The organism is Streptomyces naganishii JCM 4654 (assembly GCF_014650575.1).
GTDB classification, from domain to species: domain Bacteria; phylum Actinomycetota; class Actinomycetes; order Streptomycetales; family Streptomycetaceae; genus Streptomyces; species Streptomyces naganishii.
Map to the genome: position 1 here is coordinate 29,540 of NZ_BMVF01000014.1, position 12,675 is coordinate 42,214.

Below are 12,675 nucleotides of genomic sequence, written 5' to 3' on the forward strand. Positions count from 1 at the left end.
GGGGACAACGGATGCCGACCGATCCGACTCACAGCATCACCGAGCGACTCAGCCGCTCCCTGTCCGGGCCGGAGGGAACCCTCGCCCTGGCCCGGATGCAGGTGCTGGGCCGGCCCGCCGAGCGCTCGACGGAGCTGACCGCGCCCACCCCGTCGGGAACCGGGGTGGGCGTGTGGCGCCTGACGGACGGGCAGTTGCGCCGGGACACCGGGCGCCGGGACGAATGGCGCTACTGGGCCGACCTGCCGGAGATGCCCCTGCGCCCCGGACACCGCCGTATCGCCGTGCTCGGGGAGTCCGCGACCCGGGGGTACTTCTTCGACCCGGCGTACTCGCTGGCCGGCCTCGTCGGCACCGCCCTCGACGGCACCGGCGTGGACGTCCTCGACCTCGCCCGCACCAACTGCTCCCTGGCGGAACTCCTCAAGACGGCAGCCGAAGCCCTCGCCCTCGGCGCCGACGCGCTCGTGGTGCACGCCGGGAACAACTGGAACAACGTCGACCCGACGCCCGTGGAGCGCCACGAACTGGCCCTGCTGCTCGAAGAGGGCGGCTTCCCGGCGGCCGCGGCGTCCTTCCGGGATCTCGTCACCGAGGTCGCCGCGAGCGCGCTGGACCTGCTGCGCGAACTGGCGGGAGAGGTCCCCGTCGTCCTCGTCGTACCGGAGTTCAACCTGGGCGACTGGACGGACGAGCCGATCCTCGACTGCCCCGCCCTGCCCGCCGGGCGGATGCGGCGCTGGCTGAGCGCCCGGGACGAGGCCGAGCGGGCCCTGCGGGACGGCGACCTCGCCGGCGCCCGCACGCTCGTCGCGGAGATGACCGCCCTCGACGGCGGCTCCAGCCCTGTCTCCCACCGCCTGGCGGCACGCTGCGCGGCCTCGCCCGACGAGGCGCTCACCGCGCTGCGGGCGGCCAAGGACGCGGTGGTCAGCCCCTTCGCCATCCACTCCCCGCGCACCCTGGCCTCCGTGCAGGAGGTGATGCGCCGCAAGGCCGACGAAGCCGGGTTCCGCCTGGTCGACCAGGCGGCCCTGTTCCAGATGGACGACGCCGGCGCACCCGGCCGCCGGTACTTCCTCGACTACTGCCACCTCACCTACGACGGACTGCGCACCACGGCCCTGGCCGTGGCGGAGGCCCTCGGTACCGCGCTGGAGCTGCCCCAACGGCCGGACACCGGCGGCGTACCGGTCCGGGCCGCCGCCGACCGGCTCGCCCTGGCCCATTTCCTCGCCGCCGTCCACAACGCCCACTACGGCCAGCCCGAGGACGTGCTGCGCCACCACCTGAACCGGGCGCTCGACGCCGACGCCTCGGTCGCCGACCGCTTCGAGGACTACCTCGACTACCAGACGAGGACCGCCCCGAACTGGATGTGCTCCTCCTACGAGCGCTCCACCCAGGACCCGGCGTTCCGGCGCTACATGGTGGTCGGCGACGGCCGGCTCAACGGCAAGCTGGCGGACCACGGCCTGCGCGAGGTCATGCTCGACGCCCTCGAAAGCAGGGGCGTCCCGGCGCGCCGGCGCTACGAGGACCTGCTGGTCGCCGAACACTCCGGCGGCACCGACCTGCTGGCCGACGCGAACCTCGCCACCACCTTCAACGAGCGCCGTGAGGCCGGCGTCGGCCCGCGGGTGGCATACCTGCGGGCGAGCTCTCCCCGCACCCGCTCCACCCTGGTCGTCGACGAACCGGCCCCGCTCGTCCTCGAAGTGACGTGGCGCCTGCCGGCCGGAGTGCCGGTCGCGTCGGTGCCGGTCGTCGTGAACGGACACACGGTGGGCACGGCCGAGGTGGGCACGGCGTGGACGACCCGGGAGTTCACCGTGGTCCCGGACATCCTGCGCCGCGGCCGCAACACCGTCGAGATCCGCTGGCCGGAGGGGGGCGACGGCACCGACGCGCTCGTCGCCGGGGCCCCGGCCCGCCTGGAGTGCGGCGAGAACGTCCCGAGCCATCCGGTCCACGGCCACATCCACGGCTGGTCCGCGACCCGGCTCGTGCCCGCAGCGGTCTGACCAACCCCACCGAAAGACAGGAGAGTCCCCTTGCGCTTCAGCGTCATGTTCTTCGCCTCCGGCGAGGCGGCCCCGCAGGAGACCTGCCGGACGGTGCTGGAGACCAGCCGCTTGGCCGACGTACACGGCCTGGACGCGGTGTGGACTCCCGAGCGGCACTTCGACCAGTTCGGCAGCGTGTTCCCCAACCCGGCGCTCACCAGCGCCGCGCTGGCCACCGCGACCGAGCGCATCCAACTGCGGGCCGGCAGCCTCATCTCGCCGCTGCACCACACGGTGCGCATCGCCGAGGACTGGTCCGTCGTCGACAACTGGTCGTCCGGCCGTGCGGCGGTCTCCTTCGGCTCCGGCTGGAACGCCAACGACTTCGTGCTGGCCCCCGACGCCTACGCGTCGCGGCACCAGGTCATGCTGGAGCAGATCGACACGGTGCGCGCCCTGTGGCGGGGGGAGGACGTCGAGCTCCCCAACGGCACCGGGCAGCCCTTCGCGGCACGCCTGCACCCCCGGCCCGTCCAGCCGGAGCTGCCGATCTGGATCACCTCGTCGGGGAACCCGCGGACCTTCCAGGACGCCGGGGCCCGCGGCCTCAATGTGCTGACCCACCTGATCGGCCAGAACCTGGACCAGCTCGCCGAGAAGGTGGCCCTCTACCGCAAGGCCCGCGCGGACGCCGGCTTCGACCCGGCCACGGGGACGGTCTCCCTGATGCTGCACACCCACCTGGACGTCGACGCGGCGGCCGCCGAGGCCCGCAGCCGCGCACCGTTCCGCGACTATCTGCGCTCCGCGGTGAAGCTGGAACTCCGGGCGGCCCAGGGCGGCGGCACGATCAGCGGCGGGCACGTCCTGCCCGACGACGAGATCCCCGAGGACCTCCTCGAGGAGTTGCTGGACGCCACCTACGAGCGCTACCTGGAGGGCGGCTCCCTGATCGGGTCCCCTGACACCTGCCGGGGCACGGCCGGCCGGGTGGCGGCGGCGGGTGTCGACGACATCGCCTGTCTTGTCGACTTCGGCGTGCCCAGCGAGCGGATCCCCGCGGTGATCCCGCTGATCGCCGAGCTCGCCGGCGACCGCGGCCCCGGACGCGAGGTCGTCGAGAGTGAGCACTGACCTCGCCCGGTGGGCACGTCTGCGCGACGTGCTGATGCTGCAACGGCGTGAGACCAGACTGCTGCTGGCGAGTGTGACCGCCGACTCCTTCGGCACCGGCATCTTCACGGCGACCTCGGTCCTGTTCTTCACCACCGTCCGCGGGTTCAGCGTCTCCGGCGTCGGCCTGGCGATCTCCCTGGGCAGCCTCTGCGCGTTCTTCCTCGGCCCCCGCATCGGCGCCCTCGCGGACCGGGTCGGGCCGCAGAAGGGCCTCATCGTCCTGTTCGGCGTACGGGCCGTGGGCTACGGCCTGTACCTGCTCGCCCATCAGTACTGGCTGTTCGTGGTGCTCGCCTGCGTCGTGACCACGGCCGACCGGGCCAGTCCCGCCATCAACCAGGCCCTGATGGGCCGGCTGTTCGAGGCCAAGGACCGGGCGACGATCCTGGGCACCGTGTTCTCGGCGCGCAACGGGGCGATCGTGCTCGGGTCGCTGGCCGCCACCCTGCCCGTCGTCACCGGCTCCAGCGCCCTGTACCTGGTGGGGATCGGGATCAACGCGGCGTCCTTCATCGTCGCCGCGCTCCTCGTGGCCCGGCTGCACGTCCCGGAGGCGGAGCCCGCGGCCACCGGACGGGACAAGGAACGCGGCGGCGGGGCCTCCCCCTTGCGCGACCGCCGGTACCTGGCCATCACGGTCGTCAACGGCGTGGCCCAGACGCACAACACGATCCTGTCCCTGGTTCTCCCCCTGTGGATCGTCCACGCCACCAACTCCCCCAAGTGGAGCCTCACCGCGCTGCTCGCCCTCAACGGCGCCCTGGCCATGGGGGCTCAGGTACCGGTGAACCGGATGTTCGCCGACTTCTCCGCCGCCCTGCGCGCGTCGGCGCTCGGCGGTGTCGCCGTCTGCGCCGCGTGTCTCGCCTACGCCGGGGCCGGGGCGGTGGGCGACGCCTGGGTGGCGCTCGCGGTCCTCGTGGTCGCCATGCTCGCCCACACCGCCGGCGAGAGCCTGTTCATCGCGAGTACGCCGCTGTCCTTCGAGCTCGCCCCGAAGGAGTCGCTCGGACGGTACCTGTCCTTCTACAACCTGGGCCGGGTGGGCCAGGACCTCGTCGGGCCGCTGCTGATCGTGGGGCCGCTCGTGGACCGGGGCACGCCCGTGTGGCTGCTGGTCGGCGTGGTCGTGCTGCTCGGCGGCCTCGTGCCCTGGGCCCTCCTCAAGAACGACGCGCTTGCCGTCGACGGGCGGTCGGCACGGTGAGCGCGGTCACCTCCGGGTACCGGATCGCGGCGCCGGCACCCGATCCGGCGGCCTCCGGCATCGTCGGTGTGCTCGGTGGCATGGGGCCGGCCGCCACGGCCGACTTCTTCGCCAAGCTGGTCCGGGAGACACCCGCCGTCACTGACCAGGAGCACCTGCGGACACTGGTGTGGTCCGACGCCACCGTGCCGGACCGCACCGACGCCATCCTGTCGGCCGGCCCCAGCCCGCTCCCCCGCCTCCTCGAAGGCGTGCGCCTGCTCCAGTCGGCGGGGGCCGCGATCATCGCCATGCCCTGCAGCACCGCCCACGCCTTCCTCCCGGACCTGCGGCGGGCCTCGGCGGTCCCCATCCTCAGCATGATCGACGCCAGTGTGCGCCGGCTGCGCGCGGCCGCGCCGTCGGTCTCCCGGGTGGGGCTCCTCGCCACCACCGGCACGCTGGTGACGGGCCTGTACCAGGAGGCTCTGCGCGAGCAGGGCATCGACGCGGTCGTCCCCCCGCCGCTGCTGCAGCAGCGGTCCGTGATGCGGGCCGTGCGGCTGATCAAGGCCGGCGAGCCGGAGGTCGCCGCGCAGGCACTGGCCCCAGCGGTCAGGAGCGTCGCCGGGGCCGGAGCAGGCATGATCGTCGCAGCGTGCACCGAACTGCCCCTGGTGCTCGGTCACCACGCCGAGAACCTCCCCGTCTTCGACACCACCACGGCACTGGCCCAGGACGCCGTGGCCCTCGCCCGGCGTCTGTCACGCCCCGATCACACGAAGGAACGACCATGAACACGCGTGTCTGTCTCGTCTCGCCCAAACCGCCGATGCTCCAGCGGGCCAGGCGGCTGAAGCTGGACGTGGTCTGCGTGTACACCCCCGAGGAGTTCCGCAAGCTCCCCGTCGACGCCGTGCACGACGAGATCTGCCTGGTGCTCCGGCACCAGTCCGACCCGCGGGAGCTGGTGGACTCCGTTCGCGCGCTGCACGACCGTACGCCGTTCACGGCCGTGCTGACCGTCCAGGAGGAGGGCGTCATCACCGCCGCCCTGCTCAACGACGCGCTCGGCCTGAACGGTGTCTCCTCCGAGACCGTGGCGCTGCTCACCGACAAGTGGCGCATGCGCCGGCACACCGCGGAGCGCGGCGTCAGCGCCGTGCGGGCGGCCGTCGCGTCGAGCCTGGCCGATATCAAGGAGTTCGGTGCGGCCCATGGCTACCCGTTGATCGCCAAGCCGCTGGGCGGCTCTGCGAGCGTCGGCATCCACAAGATCGAGAGCGCCGAGGCGGCCGAGTCCGTGTACGCCGCGCTGAGTGAGCTCGACCTGAGGCAGTTCCTGCTGGAGGAGTACCTCGAAGGCCCGGAGATCAGCGTGGACGCTCTCTCCTTCCACGGCCGTCATGTGCCGATCGCCATCGCGGACAAGATCACCGGGACGGGATTCGTCGAGTTCGGACACGCCATTCCCGCCCAGCTGGACCCCTCCCTGGAGGAGGAGGTGTGCCGCACGGTGTCCGAGTTCCTGGACGCGGTCGGTCTGCGCGACGGTCTGTCGCACACCGAGCTGAAACTCACGCCGGCCGGGCCCCGGGTGGTCGAGGGCCACAACCGGCGTGGGGGCGACCGGATCAACACCATGACGCACGCCGTGCACGGCATCGACCTGGAGGAGGCCGGCCTCGCCTGGGCCGCGGGTCTGCTCGAGCCGCTCACCGGGCGTCCCGCGGCGAACGGCGGTGCGGCCGTCGTCTTCTTCGAGGCCGAGCCCGGCCGCCTGGTCGCCATCGAGGGCGCCGATGAGGCGCGCGCCCATGCCGGTGTCGTCGAGTTCCACCTCAACTTCGAGGTGGGGCAGCTCATTCCGCGGGTCCGCTGGTCGCTGGACCGGGCCGGGTACGTGGTGGTGACGGCCGAGACGGCACAGGCCGCACGGGACCTGGCCCAGTCGCTGGCCTCCCAGGTGCGGTTCGTGACCGAGCCCGACCCGGCGGCCGAGGAGGACGGTGCGCGGGCACTTCGCCGTTACCGCGACCTCGTGGCGGAACTGAATCAGGTCCCCGACGTCGATGCCCTGACGTAACGAGAGTGACTCGCGAACCGGGCGGGGCACCACCCTTCCGAGGGGTCGCCCTGCCCGGTCCGCCGCCGCCGGCGCGCGTGTCGCGCTGCCGCTCGGCGAGGGCCTCGCCGAGCCGGCCGGACGTGTCGAGAATCCGTGGGCTGCTCCGTCCCAGGGGTGAAGGCGGCCACAATGGGTCGCACCGGGACCGAGGAGAACGACGATGGCCAAGTACCTGCTGCTGAAGCACTACCGGGGCGCCCCGGCGGCGGTCAACGACGTGCCGATGGACCAGTGGACGCCCGAGGAGATCACGGCGCACATCCGGTTCATGCACGACTTCGCCGCGCGGCTGGAGAAGACCGGTGAGTTCGTCGACGGCCAGGCGCTCGCCCCCGAGGGCGCCTGGGTCCGCTACGACGGCGAGGGTCGCCCTCCGGTCACGGACGGTCCGTTCGCCGAGACCAAGGACCTCATCGCGGGGTGGATGGTGATCGACGTCGACACCTACGAGCGGGCCGTCGAGCTGGCCGGGGAGCTCTCGGCCGCCCCGGGCGCCGGCGGAAAGCCGATCCACGAGTGGCTCGAGGTGCGCCCGTTCCTGGCCGCGACGCCCGCCGCCACGGAGTGCCCGCACTCGTGACCTCGCAGCCCGCCCCGCACACGGCCTCGTCCATGTCCACGTCCATGGACGAGGCCCTGCTCAGGAGCCTCACGCCGAGCGTGCTCGCCGTCCTCGTCCGCCGCGGAGCCGACTTCGCGGCGGCCGAGGACGCCGTCCAGGACGCGCTGCTGGAAGCGGTCCGCGTCTGGCCGGCCGACCCCCCGCGCGACGCGAAGGGCTGGCTGGTCACGGTGGCCTGGCGCCGGTTCCTCGACGCGGCCCGGTCGGACTCCGCCCGCCGCCGCCGTGAGGACCGTACGGAGGAGGAACCGCCGCCCGGACCCGCGCCCTCGGTGGACGACACGCTCCAGCTGTACTTCCTGTGCGCCCACCCCTCGCTGACACCGTCGTCCGCGGTCGCGCTCACGCTGCGCGCGGTCGGCGGCCTCACCACCCGCCAGATCGCCCAGGCCTACCTGGTGCCCGAGGCGACGATGGCCCAGCGCATCAGCCGCGCCAAGCGCACCGTGTCCAAGGTGCGCCTCGACCAGCCCGGTGACGTGGCCACCGTGCTGCGCGTCCTGTACCTGGTCTTCAACGAGGGCTACTCCGGCGACGTCGACCTCGCCGCCGAGGCCATCCGGCTCACCCGGCAGCTCGCGGCACAGGTCGACCACCCCGAGGTGGCGGGGCTGCTCGCCCTGATGCTGCTCCACCACGCCCGGCGCGCCGCCCGTACCGCGCCGGACGGCAGCCTCGTGCCGCTCGCCGAACAGGACCGCGGCCGGTGGGACACCCGCGCGATCGCGGAGGGCGTGGGCATCCTCCAGGCGGCCCTCGCCCGCGACCGGCTGGGCGAGTACCAGGCCCAGGCCGCCATCGCGGCACTCCACGCGGACGCGCCCACCGCCGACGAGACCGACTGGGTGCAGATCGTCGAGTGGTACGACGAGCTCGCGGCCCTGACCGACAGTCCTGTCGTCCGGCTCAACCGCGCGGTCGCCATCGGCGAGGCGGACGGACCGCGCGCCGGGCTCGCGGCGCTCGCCGCGCTGGACGACTCGCTGCCGCGCCACACCGCGGTCGCCGCCTACCTGCACGAACGCGACGGGGACCTCACGACGGCGGCCCGGCTGTACGCCGAGGCGGCCCACAAGGCGCCCACTCTCGCCGAACGCGACCACCTGACCCACAGGGCCGCCCGGCTCAACACCCACCGGGACCGCTGAGAGACCCCCTCCCGGGCCCTTTGGCAGCCTGCGCGTGTGATGCCACCCATAGGAGCCAGATCACCTCCTAAGGCGGGCCGTAGGTCCAGACCGCCCCGAGCAGCGTCAATTCCCATCAAACTGCACCTTTCGGACAATAACTCCTAAGTGGGGTAGTACGTCACATCATTGCGCCGCCCCGCGGCCGCCGCTAACCATGGCTGTCGTCGCCGAGCGCCGCGATCCACCGCGGCCGGCATGTGACCACCACCCCACAGGAGATTCCTTCCGTATGACCGCGATCACCAGCACCAGCCGCCTCGCCCGCCTGCGCACCCTCACCCTCACCGGCATCGCCACCACGGGCGCCGCTGCCGTCGCCCTGACCCTGATGCCGGCCCCCGCACAGGCCGCCGAGGCAACGCAGGTGAAGACCGCCGTGGTCACGGCTTCGGCCCACGACACCCAGGCCGGCCAGAGCGGCACGGCCGGCAAGGGCAGCGCCTCCGGCACGGCGGGCAACCTCGACGGCTGGATCAAGCAGTCACTGGCCATCATGAAGGCCAAGGGCATCCCGGGCAGCTACGACGGTCTGCGCCGCAACATCATGCGCGAGTCCGGCGGCAACCCCAACGCCCAGAACAACTGGGACGTCAACGCCCAGAAGGGCACCCCGTCCAAGGGGCTGCTCCAGGTCATCGACCCCACCTTCAACGCCTACCACGTCGCCGGCACGGCGAGCAGCGTCACCGACCCGGTCGCCAACATCACCGCGGCCGCCAACTACGCCGCCCACCGCTACGGCTCGATCGACAACGTCAACTCCGCCTACTGAGCCGTCGGATGACCGCGCCGGGTGCCAAGGTGGTCAGTGACACCGCTTCCTCCTACGCAGAAGGAACCACGGCATGGCCACCCCGCGCCCCTTTCCCCTGGAGCCGACCCCGATCCATGTGCCGGACGAGGTCCTCGACGACCTGCGCGCCCGTCTGGCACTGACCCGTTCCCCACTGGACGAGGGGAACGAGGACTGGTCCTACGGCGTCCCGGCCGGCTACCTGCGTGAACTGGTCGCCCACTGGCGCGACGGCTACGACTGGCGCAAGGCCGAGGCCGCCATCAACGCCCACGAGCACTACCGGGTGAGCGTCGCCGGTGTCCCGGTGCACTTCCTGCGCGAACCCGGCCGCGGCCCGCGCCCGGTTCCGCTGATCCTCACCCACGGCTGGCCGTGGACCTTCTGGCACTGGTCGAAGGTGATCCGCCCGCTCGCCGACCCCGCCGCGTACGGCGGTGACCCGGCCGACGCGTTCGACGTCATCGTGCCGTCGCTGCCCGGCTTCGGTTTCCCCGGCCCGCTCACCGGCTTTCCGGACGTCAACTTCTGGAAGGTCGCCGACCTCTGGCACACCCTGATGACCGAAACCCTAGGCTACGAGAAGTACGCCGCCGGGGGCTGCGACATCGGCGGGATCGTCTCCAGCCAGCTCGGCCACAAGTACGCCGACGAGCTGTACGGCATCCACATCGGCTCCGGGCTGCCGCTCGACTTCTTCACCGGGCCCCGCGCCTGGGACTTCGCCAGGAACCGGCCCCTCACCGACGACCAGCCCGCCGACGTCCGCGCCCGCGTCGTCGAACTGGACCACCGCTCGGCGTCCCACCTCGCCGTGCACACGCTCGACGGCGCCACCCTGGCCCACGGGCTGAGCGACTCCCCCGCCGGACTGCTCGCCTGGCTGCTGGAGCGCTGGAACGCCTGGAGCGACAACGGCGGCGACCTCGAATCCGTCTTCACCAAGGACGATCTGCTCACCCACGCCACCATCTACTGGGTGAACAACTCCATCGCCACGTCGATGCGTTACTACGCCAACGCCAACCGCTACCCCTGGACCCCCGCCCACGACCGCACCCCCGTCGTGCAGGCCCCGGTCGGCCTCACCTTCATGACGTACGAGAACCCGCCCGGCATCCACACCACCGACGAACGCGTCCGGGCCTTCAAGTCCGGTCCGCAGGCGGGGTGGTTCAACCACGTCAACGTCAACGCCCACGACCACGGCGGCCACTTCATCCCCTGGGAGAACCCCGACGCCTGGGTGAACGACCTGCGCCGCACCTTCCACGGCCGCAGGCCCTGACCGGACCCGCCGGCCCGGCGAACCGCCTATGGCGGGCGGCGATGACGGGGTGAGGCGTCCGCCCCCGTCATCGCCGCCCGAGGGTACGCGGTCCTAGCGCTCCCGGCGGTGGTCGCGGATCCCCTCGCGGTCGCGGTCGCGGTCACGCTCGTGACGGCGGTCGTCGGCGTGGCGGCGGTCATCGCCGTGGCGGCGGCCCAGGTACCGGTCCTCGTGACCGAAGCGCCTGCCGTCACCGTCGTGATCACGGTCCCGGTCCCGGTCCCAGTCCCGGTACCGGTCATGCCGGTCCCCGTCCCGGTCACGGTCCCAGGCGTGTTGCCGGCCCAGGTGACGGCCGGCGTCACGGCGGTCGTCGTGGTCCCCGCCGAAGTGGCGGCCCTCGTGGCTGTGCGAGTAGCGCCTGCCGTCATGGTCGTGGCCGCCCCCGTCGGCGAGGGCCGGCATGGCGGCCGCCGCGACGAGGGCGCCCGACGCCACGCAGACGGCCATCAGGCGGGCCGCGGTGCGCGAAACAGACATGCATCCGTCCTCTCACGTTCGGGCACGCCGGCCCCGTCCGGAGCCGGTGTGCCGTCCCATCTCTCGGCCCGGTGCCGAGGCCCGCAACTCTGGCCGCCCTCGGGGCCGTCACGGTGGTGAAATCGCCCACTTTACGAAATATGGAGAGATCGGTGACCCGGTCGACGGACCCGCCGGGTCGGATGGCAGCCAGCAGGAAGTCCTCGCCGGTCGACGGGCGCAGGCCGTCCGGCCGGTGGGCGAAGTAGCGGTCGGCGAGCGACCTGCCCGCCACGTGCCGGGCGTCCGCGAGACCGGCCTCGCGGGCCAGGGACAGCATGTCGCCGGGGGGCGTAGAAGCTGATGAACGGCGTGCCGGACGACCGGGCGCCCTCCTGGCTCGCGCGCTGGCCGGGGCGGTCGGAGGCGTCGAGGTGCTCGGCCGGCAGCAGGAAGGTCATGGCGAGCGTCGAGCCGGGGGCGAGCGTGACGATCTCGCGCAGTGTGGCCGCGGTGGCGTCCCGGGTGAGGTACATGGTGACGCCGGTGGAGACGACGACCGCGGGGCGGCGGGCGTCGAAGCCGGCCCCGGCCAGCCGCCCCAGCCACGACTCGCCCGCCTCGAAGTCGACCGGCACGAAGTGGAGGCGGCCGGGGGTGTCGTAGCCGAGTTCGGCCAGGCGGCGGCGCTTCCAGGCCTGGGTGCCCGGCTGGTCGATCGCTAAGACGCGCAGCCGGGAGGCGATCTCGGGCCTGCGCTGGGCGAAGGTGTCCAGGCCGGCTCCCCGGACGACGTACTGGGTGACGCCGAGGGCGGCCTGCTCGGCCACCAGGTCCTCGATGAAGCGGGCGCGGGCCACGACGGCCGCGCGGAAGCCGCTGGCCGCCCGCGGCTCCATGTCCGGGCGGCTGCGCCGGCCCTCGCCGGGGGCCACCAGCCGCAGGCCGATCTCGTCCTCGAACACGTGCGGCGGTGCGTCGGCCTGGACGTGCGGCGCCCGCCACAGGGCAGTGCGCACCGCGGTGCCGTCGGGTTCGCTGGTCCGGTCGCCGGTCATGGGCCCCCTCTCGCCGCCGCGCCTCAGCATCCCGGCCGAGCAGTGGCATAGGCACGCGGGCGCCTTCGGGCACGTACGGCGAGCCCTGCCGCCTTCCGCTGCCGCGCGCCCGCTTCGGCGGCCGGCGCCGCAGGGACCGCGACGGCCGGCGGCGAGCCGGAACGGCTCACCGCCGGGTGAAGGCGCGAGCAGGCGACCGGTCAGCCGACCGCCGTGCGGATGAGCGCGCTGATCCGTTCCTCGTCGGCGGTGGTCAGCTCCCTGAGCGCGAAGGCCGTCGGCCACATGGCGCCGTCGTCGAGACGCGCCTGGTCGCTGAAGCCGAGCGTGGCGTACCTCGACTTGAACTTCTGCGCGCTCTGGAAGAAGCAGACGACCTTGCCCTTGTTCGCGTAGGCGGGCATGCCGTACCAGAGCCTCGGGGTGAGGTCGGGCGCGGCGGCCCGGACGAGGGCGTGGATCCGCTCGGCGAGGACGCGGTCGGCCTCCGGCATCTCCGCGATCTTGGCGAGCACTTCGCCCTCGGGGTCGGCCTGCGTGCCGCTCCCCCGGCGCGCGGCCGCCTTGACCTCCCGCGCGCGTTCCTTCATCGCGTCGCGTTCCTCGTCGGTGAACGTGCCGTTCTGCTCCTGGCCGATGCCGGTGTTCCTGGCGGACGTCCGCGTGCCCATGCCGGTCTCCTTCTCGTTGCCGCGCCTGACGGGGTGCTCCCATGCTAGGAATCCCC

11 protein-coding genes and 1 pseudogene are annotated in these 12,675 nt (G+C 72.9%); 9 read left to right on the plus strand and 3 right to left on the minus strand.

The window, feature by feature from the left end; genetic code table 11:
* The first annotated feature begins 11 nt into the window (after positions 1-11).
* From IE217_RS23930 to IE217_RS23970, 9 genes are all read left to right on the plus strand, one after another.
* Entirely contained in the window at positions 12-2,024 is a 2,013-nt protein-coding gene (locus IE217_RS23930; protein ID WP_190179990.1) for an SGNH/GDSL hydrolase family protein, read from the plus strand.
* A 30-nt stretch (positions 2,025-2,054) separates the two neighbouring features.
* Positions 2,055-3,140: a MupA/Atu3671 family FMN-dependent luciferase-like monooxygenase gene (locus tag IE217_RS23935; protein ID WP_229865554.1), complete on the plus strand. Its 1,086-nt coding sequence runs from the start codon at positions 2,055-2,057 to the stop codon at positions 3,138-3,140.
* Entirely contained in the window at positions 3,130-4,389 is a 1,260-nt protein-coding gene (locus tag IE217_RS23940; RefSeq protein ID WP_229865556.1) for an MFS transporter, read from the plus strand. Before IE217_RS23935 ends, IE217_RS23940 begins: the two co-directional genes overlap by 11 nt.
* On the plus strand, positions 4,386-5,165 hold the full coding sequence (gene cuyB / locus IE217_RS23945; protein WP_229865559.1) for a cysteate racemase: 780 nt from the start codon (positions 4,386-4,388) through the stop codon (positions 5,163-5,165). The genes IE217_RS23940 and cuyB overlap by 4 nt, the downstream gene beginning before the upstream one ends.
* A complete protein-coding gene (locus IE217_RS23950) occupies positions 5,162-6,454 on the plus strand; it encodes an ATP-grasp domain-containing protein (protein ID WP_190179991.1) in 1,293 nt (430 codons plus the stop codon). The genes cuyB and IE217_RS23950 overlap by 4 nt, the downstream gene beginning before the upstream one ends.
* Positions 6,455-6,656: 202 nt before the next feature.
* Positions 6,657-7,076, plus strand: coding sequence for a YciI family protein (locus tag IE217_RS23955; RefSeq protein WP_190179992.1), 420 nt, complete (start codon positions 6,657-6,659; stop codon positions 7,074-7,076).
* 44 nt (positions 7,077-7,120) lie between these two features.
* Positions 7,121-8,266: an RNA polymerase sigma factor gene (locus IE217_RS23960; RefSeq protein ID WP_190180122.1), complete on the plus strand. Its 1,146-nt coding sequence runs from the start codon at positions 7,121-7,123 to the stop codon at positions 8,264-8,266.
* 271 nt (positions 8,267-8,537) lie between these two features.
* Complete coding sequence (locus tag IE217_RS23965) at positions 8,538-9,080, plus strand: transglycosylase SLT domain-containing protein (RefSeq protein WP_190179993.1); 543 nt, start codon at positions 8,538-8,540, stop codon at positions 9,078-9,080.
* A 73-nt stretch (positions 9,081-9,153) separates the two neighbouring features.
* Entirely contained in the window at positions 9,154-10,389 is a 1,236-nt protein-coding gene (locus IE217_RS23970; RefSeq protein ID WP_190179994.1) for an epoxide hydrolase family protein, read from the plus strand.
* A gap of 93 nt (positions 10,390-10,482) precedes the next feature.
* On the opposite strand, the gene IE217_RS23975 is transcribed toward IE217_RS23970, so the two are convergent.
* The 3 genes and pseudogenes from IE217_RS23975 to IE217_RS23985 all read right to left on the minus strand — a co-directional run bounded on the left by IE217_RS23975 (position 10,483) and on the right by IE217_RS23985 (position 12,619).
* Positions 10,483-10,911: a hypothetical protein gene (locus tag IE217_RS23975; RefSeq protein ID WP_190180141.1), complete on the minus strand. Its 429-nt coding sequence runs from the start codon at positions 10,909-10,911 to the stop codon at positions 10,483-10,485.
* A gap of 187 nt (positions 10,912-11,098) precedes the next feature.
* A pseudogene (locus IE217_RS23980) lies at positions 11,099-11,948 on the minus strand (class I SAM-dependent methyltransferase); the annotation flags it as partial.
* Positions 11,949-12,148: 200 nt separating this feature from the next.
* Positions 12,149-12,619, minus strand: coding sequence for an iron chaperone (locus tag IE217_RS23985; RefSeq protein ID WP_190179995.1), 471 nt, complete (start codon positions 12,617-12,619; stop codon positions 12,149-12,151).
* Positions 12,620-12,675: the final 56 nt, after the last annotated feature.